Origin of the sequence: uncultured Ruegeria sp. (assembly GCF_947500045.1) — a bacterium.
Lineage (GTDB): Bacteria > Pseudomonadota > Alphaproteobacteria > Rhodobacterales > Rhodobacteraceae > Ruegeria.
This window is the reverse complement of the sequence record NZ_CANMQQ010000001.1, coordinates 18,274-37,822: the sequence shown is the minus strand read 5'-3', so window position 1 is coordinate 37,822 and position 19,549 is coordinate 18,274. Positions and strand designations below refer to the sequence as shown.

Sequence of the window (19,549 nt, the reverse complement as noted above, 5' to 3'; positions counted from 1 at the left end):
CAGAGGAACTTTAGCTATGCAGACACGAGATATGAACCGGGATTGGATCGCCACAGCCGCAACTTTGAACAGCGCCCTGCCCTACCTGCAGCGTTATGATGGCGCAATTGTCGTCATCAAACTGGGTGGGCATGCCATGGGCAGCGACGAAGCGATGGAGAGCTTTGCCCGCGACGTCGTTCTGATGCGACAGGTGGGCGTAAACCCGGTCATTGTTCATGGCGGCGGGCCGATGATCAACGCAATGCTGGATAAGCTGGATATTCAGTCCGAATTTGTGGGCGGCAAGCGCGTGACAGACAATGCCACCGTTGAAGTGGTCGAGATGGTGCTCTCGGGTCTCGTGAACAAACGTATCGTGCAGGCGATCAACAGTCAGGGCGGCTCGGCCGTGGGTCTATCGGGCAAGGATGCCAATCTGATGATCTGCGACCAGACCGATCCATCGCTGGGCTTTGTGGGCTCACCGTCCGAGATGAATCCAAAGGTTCTGCATGATCTGTTCTCGCACGACGTGATCCCCGTGATCGCCCCCTTGGGCGCGGGTCGCGAGGGCGAGACATTCAACGTCAACGGCGACACGGCTGCGGGTGCGATTGCCTCGGCGCTCAAGGCGGATCGCCTTCTGTTGCTCACCGATGTGTCTGGCGTGAAGAACGCCGCAGGAGACGTGGTAACCGAGCTGAAGGCTGGTCAGATCCGTGAGATGACGCTAGAGGGCACGATTGCAGGCGGCATGATCCCAAAGACCGAAACCGCGCTCGACGCCCTGCACAGCGGTGTGCGGGCGGTGGTCATTCTGGATGGCCGCGCCCCAAACGCCGTTTTGCTGGAACTGTTCACGGAACATGGCGCCGGTTCTTTGATCCGACCCGACTGACCGCTTCGATGGGGGCTACGATGATGGACCAATCAGACACCTCATCAGATACCAGCCCTGAGTTCGCACGCGTCAAGCAAGCCACAGAGGCCGCAGGCCTCATCATCATGGGCGCATTGCACCCTCGTTCAACCGAAGCCAAACAGCTTGAGACGGGCACTCTGATACTGCTGGGAACTGCTGGCGCATTCTGGCCGGTGCTGAAACAGGCCCCGGAGTGGCAGGGATCAGATCCGGTAGATCGGTGGTCGACACGCGTTATTGGCCAGATGGCGCAAACGCTCGGCGCTGAGGCACATTTCCCCTTTGGCGGTCCACCCTACGCGCCTTTCATAGATTGGGCGCTCAAATCCGGCCGGACTTTTAGCAGTCCGGTTGGGGCCTTGGTGCATGACACAGTGGGGATGTTGATCTCGTACCGGGGTGCGCTGCATTTCGCAGAAGAATTCGCAATTCCGGAAGCCCGCAATGCCTCGCCCTGTATCAACTGCCCCGCCCCCTGCGCAACAGCTTGCCCAGTTAGGGCGCTAAACGCACGCAGTTTCTATGATGTCGCCGCTTGCCATGATCACCTGAACACGGAAGAGGGCCAGACCTGCATGACCGGCGGATGCCTCGCTCGATTAGCGTGCCCACTCAGTGCCGGGGCGAAGCGTGATCCAGAACAATCTGCACACCATATGCACGCGTTCCACCCGTCATGACCCGCCTGTTGATCCTGATGCGCCACGCAAAATCCAGTTGGGATGACCCGGCACTCAGCGATCATGATCGACCACTGAACAAGCGCGGACGCCAATCAGCCCCTGCAATGGCCGCGTGGTTGCAGCGCCAAGGATGGATGCCCGACGAGGTCATCAGCTCAACGGCCATCCGAACCCGAGAGACGTGGCAGTTGATGGGTATGACCGCCAGGACCATGCGGTTTCTCCCCACATTGTATCTGGCAAGCCCAGACACAATGCTAACCCGCCTGTCCGAGGCATCGGGCAGGTCGGTTCTGATGCTTGGGCACAACCCGGGCATTGCTGAATTCGCCAACCGTATCGTAGCGCACGCCCCGGATCATGACCGGTTTTTGGATTATCCAACCTGCGCGACAACGGTGATCCAGTTCGACCATGAGGATTGGTCGGACGTTAAATGGCGCAGTGGGAAAGTGCTGGAATTTGCCATCCCACGCGAGGTTCTTGAATAGAAAAAGGCGAGACCGAAGCCCCGCCTTTTTCGCGATTGCAAAGGGTTCAGTGCCCCAAAATCTGGCTCAGGAACAGTTTGGTCCGTTCGCTTTGCGGATTGTTAAAGAACTCTTCCGGTTCGTTTTGCTCAACGATCTGACCCGCATCCATAAAGATCACGCGGTTGGCGACCTGACGGGCAAAGCCCATCTCGTGCGTCACGCAGAGCATGGTCATGCCTTCCTCGGCCAGCTCGATCATGGTGTCGAGCACCTCTTTGATCATCTCAGGGTCAAGCGCCGAGGTCGGTTCATCAAACAACATGATCCGCGGCATCATGCACAGCGAGCGGGCAATTGCCACACGCTGCTGCTGACCACCGGACAACATGCCAGGATATTTATCCGCCTGCTCCGGAATCTTCACCTTCTCAAGGAAGTGCATCGCGCGCTCTTCCGCCTCTTTCTTGGGCGTCTTGCGCACCCAGATTGGGGCCAGCGTGCAGTTTTCCAGAATGGTCAGATGCGGGAACAGGTTGAAGTGCTGGAACACCATGCCAACCTCGGAGCGGATCTTGTCGATGTTCTTGAGGTCATTCGACAACTCTGTCCCATCCACGATGATTGTGCCCTGCTGGTGTTCTTCCAGCGCGTTCAGGCAGCGGATCAGAGTGGACTTTCCGGAACCGGACGGTCCCGCGATAACGATCCGTTCGCCCTGATTGACGGTCAGATTGATGTCGCGCAGCACGTGGAAAGATCCGTACCACTTGTTCATCTGGTTAATGTCGATGGCGATCTCATCGCTCACCTGCATCTTCGAGCGGTCGATTTCGCGGTCAATTGCAAGTTCAGACATGTGTTGAACTCCTTAATGATGATCAGTGGCAAGACGACGCTCGAGCCACTGTGAATATTGAGAAATGCCGTAGCAGACGACAAAGAACAGAAGTGCGGCAAAGCCCAGAAGCTCCCAATAGACGCCGTTCCATTCGGTCGACGCCAGGATGGGACCCCGGATCATACCCACCAGATCAAACATCGAGATGACCGAAACCAGTGTGGTATCCTTGAACAGGCCCACGGCCACGTTCACGATACCTGGGATTGAAATCTTCAATGCCTGTGGCAGGATGATCAGTCGCATGGCCTGGGGGTAATCCAGACCCAGACTGTCCGCTGCTTCATACTGTCCGCGCGGAAGCGCTGCCAATCCACCTCGGATCACTTCGGCGATATAGGCGGCAGAGAACATGGTGATCATGATCACAACGCGCAGGAACAGGTCGACAGTGCTGTCAGGCGGGAAGAAGTATGACAACATCACCGAAGCCACAAACAGCAGCGTGATCAGAGGCACACCGCGAATGAATTCGATGAAGATGACACAAACCCACTTGATCAGCGGCATGTTCGACTGACGACCCAGTGCTAGCGCAATCCCCAAAGGCACAGACAACGACACGCAGGCCAGGCCCAGCATCATGTTGAGCATAAAGCCCCCCAGATCGCGGCTGGGAACAGCCGAAAGCCATGCCCCGTCGGACGCGCCTTCAGGGATCAACGCACCGCCTAGCTTCCAGACAACCAATGCAACGATGATGGCCCCGAAGAATCCAGCAGCAAAACTGTTCTTCCCGAACTTCTGAAAGACAGCCCCCGCAGCAACGCAGCCAACCAACGCAACGATGGGCACAAGAATCGTGCCACCCCAAATCAGCCAGAAAGCGACAAAGGGATAGAGCGCCGTAATGATCAGAAGTTTGCGCGGAAGGTCAAAGAACAGGACCGGTGCAATGGCTACAAGCATCAGCACAAAGGCCAAGTTTGGGCGCCAGTACGCATCAACAGGGTATTTAAACCCATAGATCAGCTGAGGCCAGCGTTCGGTTAGAACCGCGAAACACGCCCCGGTCTTGCCGGCGAGGATCTCGCGACATTCAGCCAGAGAGTTTGCGTTCCACACCCCATTCAAGATCCATGGCATCGTGTTCTTCAAAAGCACATAGATCAGGATCAGCGACAGAACTGTCAGGATCGTGTTTGACACGCCCGAGAACAGGTTCTCGCGCAGCCATTTAACCGCACCCGTCTGGTTCGCCGGTGGAGGCGACGGAGGAATGGTGCCATCAGCCACGAAGGCGATCGGATTTGTTGTTTGATCAGCCATGGCTCAGCGCTCCTTCAACTTGACGGATGCGTTATAGACGTTCATCACAGTCGAGATCAGCAGTGAGGCTGTCAGATAGAACAGCATCAGCAACAGAACACATTCAATCGCACGCCCGGTCTGGTTCAGTGTGATGCCACCCAAGGTCGCGGTGATATCCGCGTACCCCACGGCAATCGCCAGAGAGGAGTTCTTGGTGATGTTCAGATACTGCGATATCAGAGGCGGGATGATCACCCGCAGCGCTTGTGGCAGGATCACGAGGTTCATTATTCGACCCTGACGTAGGCCCAGCGCAGCTGCGGCCTCGGTCTGGCCTTTTGAGATCGCCTGAATACCCGCGCGCACGTTTTCCGCGATGAATGCGCCGGTATAAATCGACAGAGCAAACCACAAAGCAATCAGCGGCCCGCCGATCTTGATACCGCCGCTGAAGTTGAAACCTTTCAGCGCAGGCACATTCCAGGTCAGACCCATGATCACCATCAGAATGGCCAATGGAACCAGCCAAACAGCCAACTTCACCAGACCAGTCTTGGGACGCTCACCGGTTTGCTCTTGTTTAAGTGTTGCGCGCTTCTCGATTTCACGCGATGCGAACAAGGAACCGACAAGCACAGCAATGACCAACAGCCAGTTCAAGAACGTAGAACCAAACAAGCCATTCGCGAATTCAGGTCGTGGAATATAGACTCCACGGTTGGTAAAGGCGAACAGGTCGAACAGCATGCTGGATGTGGGGCTATCGCCACGGAAGGCTCTTGGCCCGGGCAATACAGCCGTCATGATGGTAAAGATGATAATGATCCAGATCAGAACCGGAATGTTCCGGAATATTTCGACATAGACCGCCATAATTTTTGAGACGAGCCAGTTGTTCGACAGGCGCAGCACACCCGCAACCACACCGAAAACAGTGGCAGTGATACAGGCCAGGAATGCGACAAGAAGCGTATTCAGTAGGCCGACTATCGCAGCACTCCCGTGCGAAGACTGGCTGTCATATTCAATCAGACGCTGGTTGATATCGTACCCCGAAGGGTCGCCTAGAAATGAGTAGGAAATATTGAGCCCTGCGGCCCGAAGGTTCTGGATCAGGTTATTGCCAAGATACCAGATGGAAAGCGCAATAACGACAGCCGCGATCACCTGAAACGTAAGAGAGCGATAGCGGGTATCATTTATGAGCATCGACAGCCGAAAATCAGATTTCGGCGGGTCAGTCATAGTCGACATATTTTGGGATCCCCGTGGCTTGCGGACTCTTAATTATCGGCAGGGTTTTCCCTGCTCATGAGCTGTCCGCAGCATTTTGATGAGAAGAGGGCGCGGGTTGCCCCGCGCCCTCTTCTGTCGATGTCTTAGCGGAACGGCGGCGAGTACAGCAGACCACCATCGGTCCATTGTGCGTTCAGGCCGCGTGCCAGACCAATTGGAGTTTCTTCACCAATGTTCGTGGCGAAGATTTCACCATAGTTACCACCGGCTTTGATGGCTTTGGCTCCCCAGTCGGCGTCCAGACCCAGCATCTCGCCCAGAGTACCTTCGGTACCCAGCAGACGGTTTACTTCCGGGTTGTCGGTGCCAGCTGCCATCTCATCGATATTGGCCGAAGTCACGCCCAGCTCTTCAGCCGAAACCAGCGCGTTCAGGGTCCAGCGGACAACGTCGCCCCACTCGTGGTCGCCGTGGCGGACCAGCGGGCCCAGCGGTTCTTTCGAGATGATTTCAGGCAACAGAACGTGGTCACCGGGGTTTTCGAACGTGGCGCGCGTTGCGGCCAGGCCCGATGCGTCGGTGGTGTAAACGTCACATGCACCAGCCAGGTACTGCTGCTGCGCTTCGGCGTTGGTTTCGATCGGAACCGGCTCGTAGCTGATGTTATTCGAGCGGAAGAAATCCGCCAGGTTCAGCTCGGTGGTGGTGCCGGTCTGGATGCAGACGGTTGCGCCATCCAGTTCCTTGGCCGAGGTCACGCCCAGTGCCTTTGGAACCATGAAGCCCTGACCGTCATAATAGTTGACGCCAGTGAATTCGAACTTCAGGTCTACGTCACGGCTGAAGGTCCAGGTGGTGTTACGGGCCAGCATGTCGATCTCGCCCGAAGCCAGCGCTGTAAAGCGTGTTTTACCGGTCGTCGGAACGAATTCAACAGCGCTTGCATCGCCCAGAACAGCAGCTGCAACAGCGCGGCACAGCGAAACGTCAAAGCCCTTCCATTCGCCATTTGCGTCGGGTGCAGCAAAACCGACCAGACCGGTGGTCACACCGCAGTTCAGCTTGCCGCGTGCTTTGACGTCGTCAACGGTACCCGCCGCAGCTGCGCCAGCAGCCAGGCCGGCAATTGTTGCCATGCCCAAGATTACGGATTTTTTCATTTTTACCTCTTCCTGATTTTCCATCCCTTAGCGGGACGGTTCGATCCGGCGCGCACGCCAGAAAGGTTACCCAAAAGGTCTCTCCCCTTTAGTGGCCCGAGTTTGGGCGCATTCATCAACAAACGTCAAGGGCTGGATCAGGGAAAACGATTGGTAAATTTGGGCAAAATGAGGTGTAAAATCACGATTTGAGCTGATTTGGTCTCAGATCGAGAGGTCATAGAATCGCTTCGCGTGCAGGAACGCTGATTTCTTGGCCTCGGCAGCAGCGTGCGCCTCGTCATCATACCCCCATTGTTCGATCTGCCAAATCTCGTCCAATCGGGAAATTTGCCAAATCTCATCTGGTTCACGCCAATCCTGTGCAGCGGCAAATCCAAGTATCAATGACCCCGACAAGCTGACCAGATCATGGAACGCCGCCAATTGAAACGCGTTCAGAGCGTGTACACGACTGCGCAACCGTCGCAGTGCCTTGTCGTCCTGTGGTTGATGAACCACCCCAGCAATCGGAATCAGCCTTGAACCAAGCATTTCGGCGGCCCAATCCAATGCAGGGTCCCATGCTTCTGATTGCCGTTTTTGCAGAGTTTCCGGGTGAGTTGCCCGGTAACACAGCAAGTCCGAATCGCCATAATCCGCCAACATTTCGGCAACCTCGCCATGCTGATGCTGTACCTTGTCGATGGCGGCGTTGGCCGAACGGGTGAAGGGCATTGTGGTCGGGTCGATCTCTTTTTCCTGTGCGTCCCATTCTTCGGCCACAGCTTCTGCCATGGAATGCGTGGGAAGGACCAACGCAGCTTTTGCGGGTGTTTTAACGCGTCGACCGTCCAGTTCGACTGTATAACCCCCTTCAGTTTCGACTACTGCGCCAGAGGTCCAGAAGCGTTTCGGTTTCAAATCACTCATCTCTTCAGTCCCAGATATTGGCCAGAGTCTCTGGCAAGTGTTCGAAACCGTCGATCACCTGATGGGCGGCACTTAGGGCTGATCGGTCGTGATATCCCCAACTAACCCCAATCGCAGTAACCTTGGCGGCGGCGGCCATCTCCATATCAAAGCTGGTATCGCCAACCATGGCTGTTTGGGCGGCACTCACGCCCGTCTCGGCCATTGCCGTTTCGATCATCGATGGATGCGGTTTCGAGGGGTGATGGTCGGCAACCTGTCGGGTTACGAAGTACTGCTCCAGCCCGTGCGCCTCCAGCAGGGCATCCAGCCCGCGCTGGGATTTACCGGTGGCGACACCCAACAACACTTCGGGTTTGGCGTGTAGTGTCTCAATCACTTCCCGGGCACCGGGATAAAGCGGTGAGCTTGCCGCACCCTGTTCCAATCGCTGGGCGTGATAGGCCTGTTTGTATCCCTCAACCAGCACGTTCTGCGCCTGATCGGATTGATCCGGGGCAAGGCGTGCCATTGCATGGGGAAGTGACAAGCCAACGATGGACAAAATTTCAGTGCGGTCCGGCACCGGCAAAGACTGCGCCTGAAAACTGGCGGTCATGGCCGATACGATCGCGCCCTGACTGTCAACCAACGTGCCATCCACATCAAACAGGACCAACCGCAACGCGGGGCTCATCGCAATTCCTCGAATGGATCGACTGCCGCAAGGTCCTCTGTCCAGCCCAGAATCTCCCAGCTTTGCGTCATATGCGCGGGCAGAGGCGCCGTTATCGTGATGGGTTTGCGGGTCTCAGGGTGTTCGAAGGACAGGCTGCGGGCATGCAGGTGAAGTTTCTTGCTGATGACGCCGCCCAGTTGCGCGCCCCAGCCGTCGCCCAGATTCTCCTGTCCTGAGCCACCATATTTTCCATCTCCGATGATCGGATGGCCGATCGCCGCCAAATGCGCCCGCAATTGATGGGTCCGGCCGGTCACCGGCTCCATCGCGACCCAAGCCGCCCGTCCGGCAACACGGTAGAGCGTTGCATAAAGCGTATGCGCGCGTTTTGCGCCCGGTGTATCGTTCACTTCACTGGGGTGCACGGCGATCATCTTCTCGCCTTCGCCCTGCGGACCGTGACCCGATGCCTTGACCAAACCGGTCTTGATCTCACCCAGATACGGGGTCGGCACCCCGGCCACGAGCCCCCAATAGATCTTGCGCGTATTGCGGTGCCGGAACGCGGCAGTCAGCCCTTTGGCCGCCTCTCGCGTGCGGGCCATCAGAAGAACACCGGTTGTGTCTTTATCCAGCCGATGCACAAGGCGAGGGTTCTCATCGTAGCCAAATCGCAAAGCCTCGGACAGGCCATCCACGTGGCGGGTCTGACCGCTTCCGCCCTGCACCGGCAGCCCATGCGGTTTGTTCAGTGCCAGAACTTGATCATCCTTGTAGATCACGCAGGACTGAATCAATTTTGCATCCGCATCGGAGATACGATGCTTCACCACAGCCGGCTTATGATCGGCATCCGGCAATGGAGGCACGCGCACCGATTGTCCAACCTCCAGCCGGGTCGAGGCCTTGACCCGCCCACCATCAACGCGCAGTTCGCCCTTGCGGCACATCTTCTCGATCCGGCCCTGGCTGACATGTGGGAACAGACGCCGCAGCCAGCGATCCAGCCGCTGGTCGCCATCGCCCTCTGCTATGGTGATCACCTGTACGCCGCTCATGCCATTGCCCCTTGTTCCGCACGGCTGATCCGCCCGGATTGTGCCTGTTTCAGTGCCCTAGAAATCATGCGCGTCTGTCGCGCGCATCGGATGCAGAGTCAAGCCTAGCCCGGATTACGCTGAGACCGCAGTTTGGCGAAATACTCCAACCTCTTTTTCAATTCACGCTCAAAACCACGCTCGACCGGTTGATAAAGAGTGGGGCGGTCCATGTCGTCGGGGAAATAATTCTGCCCCGAAAAGCCATCCTCGGCATCATGATCATAAGCATAGCCTGCGCCATATCCCTGGTCCTTCATCAGGGATGTGGGTGCATTCAGGATATGCTTGGGCGGTGGTTCACTGCCCGATTGCTTGGCCAGCCGCATCGCAGCTTTGTATCCAACATAAGCCCCGTTCGATTTCGGGGCGAGCGCCAGATAGACCAGCGCTTGCGCCAGCGCCAATTCACCCTCAGGCGACCCCAGCCTTTCGTAGGTTTCCCAGCTATGCAGGCAGATCGACTGCGCCTGCGGGTCGGCCAGGCCGATATCCTCAACCGCCATCCGTGTGATCCTGCGGGCCAGATATCTCGGATCTTCCCCGCCTGTCAGCATCCGCGCGAACCAATAGAGCGCTGCGTCAGGGTCCGATCCGCGCACCGATTTGTGCAGGGCCGAGATCAGGTTGTAATGCTCATCCCCGGATTTGTCGTATTTCGCGGCCCGCCGCATCAGACGCGTCGACAATGCCTCCGCGTCCAGAGCTGCATCCACTTTCCAGGCGGCAATCTGTTCAATCAGGTTCAACAGCGCCCGACCGTCCCCATCTGCCATCTCCTGTAGTGCTTCACGGGCCGCAGGGGTCAGGGGCAGAGCCCGTTCCAGTTCTTTCTCGGCACGATGGGTCAAGCGTTCAAGATCACTGAGACATAGACGTTCGAGAACCAGTACCTGAGACCGGCTGAGAAGCGCTGCATTCAACTCGAACGAAGGGTTTTCGGTGGTCGCACCGACCAGCAAGATAGTCCCATCCTCCATATGCGGCAGAAACCCGTCCTGCTGTGCTTTGTTGAAACGGTGGATTTCGTCCACGAACAACAAGGTGCCCTGCCCGTTCTGTCGACGGATCTTGGCAGCCTCAAAAACCTTCTTCAGATCCGGGACACCGGTAAAGATCGCACTGATCTGCACGAAATGCAGTTCGGTTTCCTGCGCCAATAATCGGGCAATGGTCGTCTTACCAACCCCGGGCGGCCCCCAGAAGATCAGGCTGGACAGGCTGCCCGAGGCCAACATCACACCCAGCGGCGCATTCGGTCCCAACACCTGTTCTTGCCCGATCACCTCAGACAAGGATTGCGGACGCAGTCGATCCGCCAGCGGTCGGTGGGGCGAGGCCGTGGGTTCGGAAGACCCCGTATCGAACAGATCACTCACGGGCTACAACCGGAACCGTAAAGAAATTGACCGGCCGCCTCGTTCGATCTCAACCTGGACCCGGCGACCCGTGTCGGTCAAAGCCTCAGTGGCATCCTCGGAGGTATCGATTTTGGCGCCGTTGATGCCCACCAATACATCACCAGCGCGCAACCCGGCCCGTGCGCCATACGGCCCGGGATCAACAACAACGACACCTGTTTGGGACAGTTTCAATCCGTGCTGCACGATGACCAAAGGATTGATCCCGGACACAATTAAACCTGGTAGCGCCGTATCTTCTCCTAAAGTCGTTTCATTGGCCGCCGGTGTTTCGGGTGCCTTGATCAACGCAATCTCGATATCCGCGCGGTCTTCGCCTCGCAATCGGGTCAGAACCGACTTCCCCCCCACTCCTGCGACCACCATGCGAAACTTCATCTCCGCAGGAGAGTTCACCTCATCCCCATCCACATGGGTAACCACATCACCCACCCGCAGACCTGCTTCGGCCAATGGGCTAAGCGCATGCAGGTCTGAGACCACAACGCCCATCGGGATGACCATGCCTAGAGATTCGGCAATATCCGCGCTCATGTGCTGCCCGGCCATCCCTGCCCACGGGCTAACGAATCTTTCGTTCCCCGCCCGTGCCTGACGCAAAAACTCGGCCACCAGATTTGCCGGAATTGCAAAACCGATTCCGTTCGATCCACCCGACCGGGTCAGAATCGACGTGTTTATTCCAATCAATTCGCCATTCACATCGATTAATGCGCCGCCGGAGTTGCCCGGATTGATCGCGGCATCGGTCTGAATAAAATAACCACGCGCGTTCCCGGTTGCAGTTCCGGTTCGCGCCAACCCCGAGATAATGCCAGAAGACACAGTTTGCCCCACGCCAAATGGGTTTCCAATGGCAAGCGTCAGTTCCCCGACCTCAACCTGGTCGGAATCACGCAGATGCAGAAAAGGCAGCTCGCCCGCTTCTTCCAGTCGAAGGATGGCAATGTCACTTTCCTTATCGCCCAGCACAACCTTGGCCGAATACTCACGGCGATCTGTGGTCACCACACGAATTTCAGTAGCCGTACCAACCACATGATAATTCGACACGACATACCCGTCTTCGGACAGAACGACGCCAGACCCAAGTGAGTTTTGCACTCGCTGGCGCGGCTCTCCAAAACCCCGACCAAAGAAATCCTGAAAAAACGGATCGGTAAACAGCGAATTGGTCCGCCCTTCCCGGATGATCTTGGCATAGATGTTGACCACTGCCGGTGCAGCCTTGCGGACCACCGGGGCAAACCCCAATCCAATCTCGGCCTGCGATCGAGGTACCTTCGTTTCGGCAGAGGCAGTCGCTGCGAACGCCATTAGACACATAGCTAGAATACTGCGGAACATGCGACCTCCAGTCAGGAATGGTCGAAGATATGCGAAGCCGGGGCGCTGAATGCAAGTGCCTATGATCTGCGATGCGGTGGCTGGGCCATTGGGATTGGCGCGTGCGCCGCAGTCGTTGAGTATTCTGGAACTGGCACCATAGAAACAAAAAACCTCCGCCCGGGCGCCCGCGCGGAGGTTCTTATCCGACTTATGTTCCGGAACTTATTCTTCGTCTGCGGCCTCTGCGGCGGCGACGCGGGCTTTGTCAGCCGCACCTTTGGCATCGACGTCACGATCAACGAATTCGATGATCGCCATCGGAGCCATGTCGCCATAGCGGAAGCCTGCTTTCAGGATGCGGACATAACCGCCCTGACGCTCGGCGTAGCGGGGGCCCAGAACTTCGAACAGCTTTGCGACGTATTGGTCTTCTTTCAGCTGCGATGCGGCCTGACGGCGGGCGTGCAGGTCGCCGCGCTTGCCCAGAGTGATCAGTTTTTCAACGATCGGGCGCAGTTCTTTTGCCTTGGGCAAAGTTGTTTTGATTTGCTCATGTTCGATGAGCGAGCCTGCCATGTTTGCAAACAGAGCCTTACGGTGCTCATGAGTACGGTTCAGGCGGCGGTAACCACGTGCGTGACGCATTTTCTTTTTTCCTTCTTAAGCTTTTGCTTTGTCTGGCCGGCGATGCGTGTCACCGGCTCTCCTTGGGGCGGGATTGCCCGGGTCTTTCGTGTTGTACGCCCCGCAGATGGCGGAGCGTCCGTGTTGTACAAACCTTGAGGTGGGGATTTCCCCACCCGTTGGCTTAGAAAGCGTCTTCGAATTTCTTCGCCAGATCTTCGATGTTGTCGGGCGGCCAATCCTCGACATCCATGCCGAGGTGCAGGCCCATGCCGGACAGCACTTCTTTGATCTCGTTCAGCGACTTGCGGCCGAAGTTCGGGGTGCGCAGCATCTCGGCTTCGGTTTTCTGGATCAGATCGCCGATATAAACGATGTTGTCGTTCTTCAGGCAGTTTGCCGAACGGACCGACAGCTCCAGCTCGTCCACTTTCTTCAGCAGCAGCGGGTTGAACTCCAGACCATCGTCGTCGTCCTGACGGCTTGCCGATTCCGGCTCGTCGAAGTTGACGAAGATCGACAGCTGGTCCTGCAGAATGCGCGCGGCAAAGGCCAGCGCATCCTCGGGTGTGATCGAACCGTCGGTGTCGATCTTCAGGGTCAGCTTGTCATAGTCCAGAACCTGACCTTCACGGGTCGGCTGAACGTCATAGGCAACCTTTTTGACCGGCGAATAGATCGCGTCGATCGGGATCAGGCCAATAGGTGCGTCTTCGGGCTTGTTCTTTTCAGCCGAGACATAACCTTTGCCGGTGTTGACGGTCAGTTCCATGAACAGGTCAGCGCCATCGTCCAGGTGGCAGATGACGTGATCGCGGTTCAGAACCTCGATGCCAGCGCTTTCGCTGATGTCACCAGCGGTGACAACGGCGGGGCCTTTGGCATTGATCGACAGGCGCTTGGGCCCTTCGACTTCCATGCGCAGCGACACGCCCTTGAGGTTCAGGATGATGTCGGTGACATCTTCACGAACGCCTGCGACCGAGCTGAACTCGTGCAAAACGTTGTCGATCTGAACGCTGGTGATGGCCGCGCCTTGCAGCGAGCTCATCAATACGCGGCGCAGCGCGTTGCCCAATGTCAGACCAAAGCCACGTTCCAGCGGCTCGGCGACCAGAGTGGCTTGACGTGCGGGATCGTTGCCCGGCTTACCATCCAGCTGGGTTGGCTTGATCAATTCTGCCCAATTCTTATGGATCATGTAATCCCTCCATTCCTGTCCGCGCCCCATGACCAACAAGGTGCAGACGCCCGAGGTTCAAAATGACGTGCTGGGGCCGTGCGAAAACGCGGGCCCCAGCTCAATTCTAATTCGCTTAGACGCGGCGGCGCTTCGGCGGACGGCAACCATTGTGAGCAATCGGGGTCACGTCACGGATCGACGTGATGTTGAAGCCCACTGCAGCCAGTGCACGCAGAGCCGATTCACGACCCGAACCGGGGCCCTGAACTTCGACTTCCAGCGTCTTGACGCCGTGATCCTGTGCTTTCTTGCCTGCGTCTTCCGCAGCCATCTGAGCAGCATACGGAGTAGATTTACGCGACCCTTTGAAACCCATGGTCCCAGCCGACGACCATGCAATGGCGTTGCCCTGCACGTCCGAGATCAGGATCTTGGTGTTGTTGAAGGTCGAATTCACATGGGCGACGCCCGATGCGATATTCTTGCGCTCTTTTTTCTTGGTACGAGTCTTTTCGCGTGCCATCAGTCAGACCCCCCTTATTTCTTCTTACCGGCAATGGCCTTTGCGGGGCCTTTGCGAGTACGAGCGTTGGTGTGAGTACGCTGACCGCGAACGGGCAGGTTACGACGATGGCGCAGACCGCGATAGCAGCCCAGATCCATCAGGCGCTTGACGTTCATCTGAACTTCACGACGCAGGTCACCTTCAACGGTGAAGTTTGCGTCGATGTGCTCGCGGATGGCCAGAACTTCGGCGTCGGACAGCTCATTAACGCGACGGTGCGCTTCAATGCCTACGGCTTCGCAGATGGCCTGCGCCGAGGTGTTTCCGATACCGGTGATATATGTGAGGGCGATAGGTACCCGCTTTGCAGTCGGGATGTTTACGCCGGCAATACGTGCCACGTGTCACTTTCCTTTTTGTTGCGGTTCCGTAACTCCGGAACCTTTTTTCACAACACTCGACCTTGGCAGTGACGCCAGCGGGCCCAGTATTATTCGAGGTGGTCGGGGCATTTGGGACGAATCCCACATGCGATCTTGATTCCCTTTAGGGATGGGGGTCGATATGGGCTTTTGGCGCTGGCGTCAAGGCCATTTGGCAGCTTCACTTATCTTCGAGTTCTGCAATGTCAAACTTTGTACCTTTGACTTGAAAAATTCGAAGCCCGCGTTGCGAAAACTCGGCTTCAATTACTCTCTTCTTTTCCTCGATGGGTCTCCAGATAATTCGAACGACTACCCAGATGCCAACGATGAATATTCCCCAATAACTCAACGACAAAAACGATAGATCGCTAAAGGATCGGGGTGCAGCATACCACTCAAAAAAAAGCGCCGCCGCTGGAAAGAACACCAGAAAGCCGATGACAAGGACAAGCCCACACAAGCGTAGTTCGAGCCTTAGAAGGTCACCATAACGATCAAACGCAGCGCTTAGTTCAGTCGGAACATCAACCGCGGTGTCTGGCTTCAACCCAGCACAGCCTCAATCGACGCGGTCACTTCGCTGATATCAGCCAGTCCATTCACTGGACGCAGATCACCTTTGGCATAGTAATAGCCAATCAGCGGGGAGGTCTTTTTGTAGTATTCCATCAGCCGTGTGCGCAGGCTGTCTTCGTTGTCATCGGCACGGCGTGTGAACTCTTTCTTCTGGCCGCAATTGGTGCAGACGCCATCGGCGGGGATTGGCTTGGTCTTGTCGTTATAGACCTCACCACACCCTCCGCAGGTCGAACGTGCGGTGATCCGGTCCACCAGCGCATCATCGTCGACGCGCATCTCGATCACCGTGTGAAGCGACTGGCCCAGCTTGGTTAGCAAGGCCGACAGGGCGTCGGCTTGTGCCAATGTGCGGGGGAAGCCGTCAAAGATGAATCCGGCCCCTTTTTCGGTGGTCAGCTTCTCTTCGATCAGGCCGATTACGATCTCGTCGGTGACAAGCTTGCCTGCGTCCATGATGGCCGCAACCTTCTTGCCCATCTCTGTGCCGCTGGTCCGCGCCTCGCGCAGCATATCACCTGTGCTCAGCTGGATCATGCCGCGGGTTTCAACCAAGTGACGCGCCTGCGTTCCTTTGCCTGCCCCCGGGGGGCCCAGAAGAATGATGTTCATCGACGAGCAGCTCCCTTTCTGCCGCGTTTCTTGCTTTTGCCGCGCAGCTGGGACTTTTCAATCAGCCCTTCGTATTGATGCGCCAGCAAATGGCTCTGGACTTGTTGGATCGTGTCCATGGTCACCGAGACGATAATCAGAACCGAGGTGCCGCCGAAATAGAACGGAATGGCAAACTGACCGCGCAGGATCTCCGGCAACAGGCAGACAGCCGCCAGATAGGCCGAACCAAGTACCAGCACGCGGTTGACCACGTATTCCAGATACTCGGCGGTTTTCTTGCCGGGACGGATGCCAGGCACAAAGCCGTTTTGCTTTTTCAGGTTGTCCGCCACATCATCCGGTTTGAACGATACGTTGAACGTGTAGAAATACGCAAAGAACACAATCATCGAAGCGAAGAACAGCAGATACAGCGGCTGACCGGGGCCGAAGTTGGCCAGCAGCCAGGACATCACCGGCCCGTTGGTCACGCCAGACGAGAAGGTCGAGATCGTGACCGGCAACAGCAGCAGCGAGCTGGCAAAGATCGCCGGGATCACGCCCGCCGGGTTCACCTTGACTGGCAGGTGGCTGGAGCCGCCCTCATAAACTTTCATACCGGCCTGACGGCGCGGATATTGGATGTGGATCTTGCGCAAGGCGCGTTCCATGAACACCACAAAGGTAATCACGCTGATCACCATCAAGATCACGCCCACAATCACGGCTGGGCTGATCGCACCGCTGCGACCGCTTGCAAAGAACTGGGCCAGCGCGGCCGGAACTTCGGCGATGATGCCCACGAAGATGATCAGTGAGATACCGTTGCCGATGCCGCGTGCGGTGATCTGCTCACCAAGCCACATCAGGAACATGGTGCCCCCAACCAGCGTAATCATGGTCGACATGCGGAAATAGAGGCCCGGATCGGTGGCCAGATCGCCCGATTCCAGCGAAACGGCCAGACCATAGGCCTGAACGGTGGCCAGCGCCACGGTGCCGAAACGGGTGTACTGGTTGATCTTCTTGCGCCCTTGTTCACCCTCTTTCTTGATTTGCTCAAGCGCGGGAACCATCGAGGTCAGCAGCTGTACGATGATCGAGGCCGATATATAGGGCATAATGCCGAGGGCAAAGATACCCATCCGCCCCAGCGCCCCGCCGGTGAACATCGAAATCATGCCGCCGATGCCCTGCCCCGCTTGTTCCATGAACTCGCGCAGGGCTGCACCGTCGATCCCTGGCACCGGAATAAAGGTGCCCAGACGATAGACGATCAGCAATGCAAGCGTGAACAGGATGCGGTTGCGCAGATCGGTGGCTTTACCAAGGGCAGACCAGCTTGTGTTGGCTGCCATTTGTTCTGCTGCTGATACCATAAATCGGTCTCTCTTATGAAAACACCGCCCGGAACCGTTTTCCGGCTCGGGCGGCGTCTTGGAAAACTCTGTGGTCTATGTAAGCGGGTCTTTGCCCGCTCACAAGCGCTTACTCTGCCGCAGCCGCTTTTGTGACCGTAAGTGAACCGCCAGCTTTTTCAACTGCCTCAACGGCAGATTTCGAAGCACCGGTTACTTCCAGGTTCACTTTGGCGCTGATCTCACCTTTGGCCAGAACACGGATACCGTCCAGCTTGCGACGGACCAGACCGGACGCAACAAGCGCGTCCTCGGTGATCGCTGCCTTGGCGTCCAGCTTGCCGGCGTCGACGAATTTCTGGATCAGGCCCAGGTTGATGACGGCAAATGCCTTGCGGTTCGGCTTGTTAAAGCCGCGCTTGGGCAGGCGCTGGTACAGCGGCATCTGGCCGCCCTCATAGCCATTGATGGCCACACCCGAACGGGATTTCTGACCTTTGATACCACGGCCACCCATTTTACCTTTACCGGAACCGGGACCACGGCCAACGCGGGTCCGTTTCGGTGTGGCGCCTGGGTTATCGCGCAATTCGTTCAGTTTCATTTCGCTTCTCCTTCGCCGGAAATGACCCCGAAGCGTGATGGGTCAGACGCGGCATTTCTTGGTTTTGATTCTCGTGGGCACAATGCCACCGGAGCGCTGTACAGCGTTGCGCCTTCGGTTGCAAGGTTTGTTGTCACGCCGCACCTGAAACGAAAAGAGGCGCCCTAATGGCGCCTCTGTGTTGGTGAGCGGTGATGTGTTACGAGCAGTATGCGTGCTCATGCGCGATGTCTGCGATGTCGCAGCGGCGCAGGCCGATATCATCCAGCTCGCGGTTGGTCAGACTTTGCAGTTCGCGGAAAGTGCGATTGTACTCGCTCGCCCGGGCGCGGTTTTCTCTCACGCGCTCGATCAGGTTTGCAATACGAGCGGTCAGGTTGAAGCCGCCATGTGTCAGTGTAGCTGTATGTGCCATATCATTATTCCTTTCGAATGTCGGGGCGCATTCCCCGATGTCACTTATTTGTTCCTTGTTCGGACAGGATTGAGATAGGCGCGGTGGCTAACGCTAACAACGGGAGTTTCGGTCTAGCCGGTATGCGCTTTGGGAATGGCGGAGCACGATTGGCACCTGACGCCGATTGTTGCTCTAACCCGCGTAGCGCAACAGCGTCGGACATTTTCTCGCATCGACTGCGGGGCGCGACACCGGTATTCACTGGCGACAGTTAGTCCGCCGTACTGAAGTCGAAAATCGCTTTTGCTGAAGGAAGAATCGAATTGTCTCGACTGATCTTTGCTGTGGTTGTCTTTTGTGGCTTAAGCTTGTTACCAGTCGGTGCGAATGCAGACGTATCTTTAAACGATGCATTTGCCGCTTGCGAAGCCAGCGTTGTTGAGAGCACGAACACGCCTTTGCTAAGCCTTGGCGTCGAACTCGACCATAATGAACGTGGGCAGCGGATTCGACTTGATACCGTTGAAGGAACGCTTGTCGCCGACGTTTTCCCTTCACCAGTTGATAATGTGACGGGTTGCATTTTGTGGGGGAAAAGTCCTGTCCTTGAAGCTGAATACGCTAACGATTGGCAGGACTGGGCCGAGTGGGACGAAGTCGAAGAAGCGGCCCGGGCTTGGTATGATAGTAGCCTGAAGGTGGCGGGAAGTGCTGACTTAACCGACAGCCAACAACCAGGATTTGTGGTGGCTCGGTGCGCCGAGCGTGAATATGGCATCGTTCTTGCGGCCCAACCCGCCATAGCCGGGGTTTTGCGACAGGTTTCTTCAGATTTGGACCCGCCTCCCAGCCCACGCACGTTTTTCCAGTTCAGCGTTATGAGAGCGTTGCCGGGTAGATGCCAAGCTGCTGTTGACGCTCACTCGGAAAGATAAGCGGGACATGCTGCGCTTGTAGAGTTACCCGGCATGGGATCAAAAAAGGAAGTTGCACAAAGCTGTCGTAACAAAAAAAGCCCCCGACGATGTCGGAGGCGTTTCTTTTCATTCGAACGAGCCGCGTTTAGCCGCGCTCTTCGATGATCTCTACCAGATGCGGGATCTTGTTGACCATGCCGCGGACCGAAGGAGTATCCTCCAGCTCACGGGTTTTGTGCATCTTGTTCAGGCCCAGACCGATCAGGGTTGCGCGCTGTTCGGCGGGGCGGCGGATCGGGGAACCGATCTGCTTGACGACGATGGTTTTTGCCATGGGTCGCTCT

23 protein-coding genes are annotated in these 19,549 nt (G+C 56.9%); 4 read left to right on the top strand and 19 right to left on the bottom strand.

The features are described 5' to 3' along the window. Positions 1-16: 16 nt before the first annotated feature. Genes argB through Q1B46_RS00270 form a run of 3 tightly spaced genes read left to right on the top strand, consistent with a single transcriptional unit; the run spans position 17 to position 2,078 of the window. Positions 17-880, top strand: coding sequence for an acetylglutamate kinase (gene argB, locus Q1B46_RS00280; protein ID WP_299667584.1), 864 nt, complete (start codon positions 17-19; stop codon positions 878-880). Positions 881-900: 20 nt separating this feature from the next. Beyond that, positions 901-1,584: a ferredoxin gene (locus Q1B46_RS00275; RefSeq protein ID WP_299943299.1), complete on the top strand. Its 684-nt coding sequence runs from the start codon at positions 901-903 to the stop codon at positions 1,582-1,584. After that, entirely contained in the window at positions 1,581-2,078 is a 498-nt protein-coding gene (locus Q1B46_RS00270; protein ID WP_299943296.1) for a histidine phosphatase family protein, read from the top strand. Before Q1B46_RS00275 ends, Q1B46_RS00270 begins: the two co-directional genes overlap by 4 nt. Positions 2,079-2,124: 46 nt before the next feature. On the opposite strand, the gene Q1B46_RS00265 is transcribed toward Q1B46_RS00270, so the two are convergent. The 18 genes from Q1B46_RS00265 to Q1B46_RS00180 form a co-directional block, all read right to left on the bottom strand. Beyond that, positions 2,125-2,916, bottom strand: coding sequence for an amino acid ABC transporter ATP-binding protein (locus Q1B46_RS00265; protein ID WP_299667575.1), 792 nt, complete (start codon positions 2,914-2,916; stop codon positions 2,125-2,127). Between the two features lie 12 nt (positions 2,917-2,928). After that, entirely contained in the window at positions 2,929-4,227 is a 1,299-nt protein-coding gene (locus Q1B46_RS00260) for an amino acid ABC transporter permease (RefSeq protein ID WP_299943292.1), read from the bottom strand. A gap of 3 nt (positions 4,228-4,230) precedes the next feature. Then, complete coding sequence (locus Q1B46_RS00255; RefSeq protein ID WP_299943289.1) at positions 4,231-5,463, bottom strand: ABC transporter permease subunit; 1,233 nt, start codon at positions 5,461-5,463, stop codon at positions 4,231-4,233. Between the two features lie 125 nt (positions 5,464-5,588). Then, positions 5,589-6,605, bottom strand: coding sequence for an amino acid ABC transporter substrate-binding protein (locus Q1B46_RS00250; protein WP_299943284.1), 1,017 nt, complete (start codon positions 6,603-6,605; stop codon positions 5,589-5,591). Between the two features lie 204 nt (positions 6,606-6,809). Then, on the bottom strand, positions 6,810-7,517 hold the full coding sequence (locus Q1B46_RS00245) for an ATP12 family protein (protein ID WP_299943281.1): 708 nt from the start codon (positions 7,515-7,517) through the stop codon (positions 6,810-6,812). Between the two features lie 4 nt (positions 7,518-7,521). Continuing rightward, a complete protein-coding gene (locus Q1B46_RS00240) occupies positions 7,522-8,193 on the bottom strand; it encodes an HAD-IA family hydrolase (protein WP_299943278.1) in 672 nt (223 codons plus the stop codon). Then, positions 8,190-9,233: an RluA family pseudouridine synthase gene (locus tag Q1B46_RS00235; protein ID WP_299943275.1), complete on the bottom strand. Its 1,044-nt coding sequence runs from the start codon at positions 9,231-9,233 to the stop codon at positions 8,190-8,192. The genes Q1B46_RS00240 and Q1B46_RS00235 overlap by 4 nt, the downstream gene beginning before the upstream one ends. Before the next feature lie 104 nt (positions 9,234-9,337). Then, positions 9,338-10,651, bottom strand: a complete 1,314-nt coding sequence (locus Q1B46_RS00230; RefSeq protein WP_299943272.1) for a replication-associated recombination protein A — start codon at positions 10,649-10,651, stop codon at positions 9,338-9,340. A 3-nt stretch (positions 10,652-10,654) separates the two neighbouring features. Further along, positions 10,655-12,040, bottom strand: coding sequence for a trypsin-like peptidase domain-containing protein (locus tag Q1B46_RS00225; RefSeq protein ID WP_299943269.1), 1,386 nt, complete (start codon positions 12,038-12,040; stop codon positions 10,655-10,657). A gap of 204 nt (positions 12,041-12,244) precedes the next feature. After that, entirely contained in the window at positions 12,245-12,667 is a 423-nt protein-coding gene (rplQ, locus tag Q1B46_RS00220; RefSeq protein ID WP_299667548.1) for a 50S ribosomal protein L17, read from the bottom strand. 163 nt (positions 12,668-12,830) lie between these two features. Then, positions 12,831-13,847 (bottom strand): DNA-directed RNA polymerase subunit alpha, encoded by a 1,017-nt coding sequence (locus tag Q1B46_RS00215; protein ID WP_299667546.1) that lies wholly within the window; start codon positions 13,845-13,847, stop codon positions 12,831-12,833. Positions 13,848-13,962: 115 nt separating this feature from the next. Then, positions 13,963-14,352, bottom strand: a complete 390-nt coding sequence (gene rpsK / locus Q1B46_RS00210; protein ID WP_037311698.1) for a 30S ribosomal protein S11 — start codon at positions 14,350-14,352, stop codon at positions 13,963-13,965. Positions 14,353-14,366: 14 nt separating this feature from the next. After that, positions 14,367-14,735 carry a 30S ribosomal protein S13 gene (gene rpsM, locus Q1B46_RS00205; protein WP_074736181.1) on the bottom strand — a complete coding sequence of 123 codons (369 nt, stop codon included), beginning with the start codon at positions 14,733-14,735 and terminating at the stop codon, positions 14,367-14,369. Between the two features lie 202 nt (positions 14,736-14,937). Continuing rightward, positions 14,938-15,306: a hypothetical protein gene (locus Q1B46_RS00200; RefSeq protein WP_299943264.1), complete on the bottom strand. Its 369-nt coding sequence runs from the start codon at positions 15,304-15,306 to the stop codon at positions 14,938-14,940. After that, positions 15,303-15,947, bottom strand: a complete 645-nt coding sequence (locus Q1B46_RS00195; protein ID WP_299943261.1) for an adenylate kinase — start codon at positions 15,945-15,947, stop codon at positions 15,303-15,305. The genes Q1B46_RS00200 and Q1B46_RS00195 overlap by 4 nt, the downstream gene beginning before the upstream one ends. Continuing rightward, positions 15,944-17,308, bottom strand: a complete 1,365-nt coding sequence (gene secY, locus Q1B46_RS00190) for a preprotein translocase subunit SecY (protein ID WP_299943258.1) — start codon at positions 17,306-17,308, stop codon at positions 15,944-15,946. Before secY ends, Q1B46_RS00195 begins: the two co-directional genes overlap by 4 nt. Before the next feature lie 109 nt (positions 17,309-17,417). After that, positions 17,418-17,891, bottom strand: coding sequence for a 50S ribosomal protein L15 (gene rplO / locus Q1B46_RS00185; RefSeq protein WP_299667534.1), 474 nt, complete (start codon positions 17,889-17,891; stop codon positions 17,418-17,420). A 199-nt stretch (positions 17,892-18,090) separates the two neighbouring features. Next, entirely contained in the window at positions 18,091-18,306 is a 216-nt protein-coding gene (locus Q1B46_RS00180; RefSeq protein ID WP_299667531.1) for a DUF1127 domain-containing protein, read from the bottom strand. Positions 18,307-18,611: 305 nt separating this feature from the next. Here Q1B46_RS00180 and Q1B46_RS00175 point away from each other — a divergent pair, with 305 nt between their 5' ends. Beyond that, entirely contained in the window at positions 18,612-19,223 is a 612-nt protein-coding gene (locus Q1B46_RS00175; protein ID WP_299943254.1) for a hypothetical protein, read from the top strand. A 127-nt stretch (positions 19,224-19,350) separates the two neighbouring features. On the opposite strand, the gene rpmD is transcribed toward Q1B46_RS00175, so the two are convergent. After that, positions 19,351-19,539, bottom strand: coding sequence for a 50S ribosomal protein L30 (gene rpmD / locus Q1B46_RS00170; RefSeq protein ID WP_008757946.1), 189 nt, complete (start codon positions 19,537-19,539; stop codon positions 19,351-19,353). Positions 19,540-19,549 lie beyond the last annotated feature (10 nt).

Excerpts from the sequence above, each read along its gene's own strand:
- argB (WP_299667584.1), top strand. The coding sequence starts at position 17 with ATGCAGACACGAGATATGAACCGGGATTGGATCGCCACAGCCGCAACT.
- Q1B46_RS00270 (WP_299943296.1), top strand. The coding sequence starts at position 1,581 with ATGACCCGCCTGTTGATCCTGATGCGCCACGCAAAATCCAGTTGGGAT.
- rplQ (WP_299667548.1), bottom strand. The coding sequence starts at position 12,667 with ATGCGTCACGCACGTGGTTACCGCCGCCTGAACCGTACTCATGAGCAC.
- rplO (WP_299667534.1), bottom strand. The coding sequence starts at position 17,891 with ATGAAACTGAACGAATTGCGCGATAACCCAGGCGCCACACCGAAACGG.
- Q1B46_RS00240 (WP_299943278.1), bottom strand. The coding sequence starts at position 8,193 with ATGAGCCCCGCGTTGCGGTTGGTCCTGTTTGATGTGGATGGCACGTTG.
- secY (WP_299943258.1), bottom strand. The coding sequence starts at position 17,308 with ATGGTATCAGCAGCAGAACAAATGGCAGCCAACACAAGCTGGTCTGCC.
- Q1B46_RS00180 (WP_299667531.1), bottom strand. The coding sequence starts at position 18,306 with ATGGCACATACAGCTACACTGACACATGGCGGCTTCAACCTGACCGCT.
- Q1B46_RS00250 (WP_299943284.1), bottom strand. The coding sequence starts at position 6,605 with ATGAAAAAATCCGTAATCTTGGGCATGGCAACAATTGCCGGCCTGGCT.
- Q1B46_RS00265 (WP_299667575.1), bottom strand. The coding sequence starts at position 2,916 with ATGTCTGAACTTGCAATTGACCGCGAAATCGACCGCTCGAAGATGCAG.
- Q1B46_RS00275 (WP_299943299.1), top strand. The coding sequence starts at position 901 with ATGATGGACCAATCAGACACCTCATCAGATACCAGCCCTGAGTTCGCA.
- Q1B46_RS00260 (WP_299943292.1), bottom strand. The coding sequence starts at position 4,227 with ATGGCTGATCAAACAACAAATCCGATCGCCTTCGTGGCTGATGGCACC.
- rpsK (WP_037311698.1), bottom strand. The coding sequence starts at position 14,352 with ATGGCACGCGAAAAGACTCGTACCAAGAAAAAAGAGCGCAAGAATATC.
- Q1B46_RS00235 (WP_299943275.1), bottom strand. The coding sequence starts at position 9,233 with ATGAGCGGCGTACAGGTGATCACCATAGCAGAGGGCGATGGCGACCAG.
- Q1B46_RS00215 (WP_299667546.1), bottom strand. The coding sequence starts at position 13,847 with ATGATCCATAAGAATTGGGCAGAATTGATCAAGCCAACCCAGCTGGAT.
- Q1B46_RS00255 (WP_299943289.1), bottom strand. The coding sequence starts at position 5,463 with ATGTCGACTATGACTGACCCGCCGAAATCTGATTTTCGGCTGTCGATG.
- Q1B46_RS00245 (WP_299943281.1), bottom strand. The coding sequence starts at position 7,517 with ATGAGTGATTTGAAACCGAAACGCTTCTGGACCTCTGGCGCAGTAGTC.
- rpmD (WP_008757946.1), bottom strand. The coding sequence starts at position 19,539 with ATGGCAAAAACCATCGTCGTCAAGCAGATCGGTTCCCCGATCCGCCGC.
- Q1B46_RS00225 (WP_299943269.1), bottom strand. The coding sequence starts at position 12,040 with ATGTTCCGCAGTATTCTAGCTATGTGTCTAATGGCGTTCGCAGCGACT.
- Q1B46_RS00195 (WP_299943261.1), bottom strand. The coding sequence starts at position 15,947 with ATGAACATCATTCTTCTGGGCCCCCCGGGGGCAGGCAAAGGAACGCAG.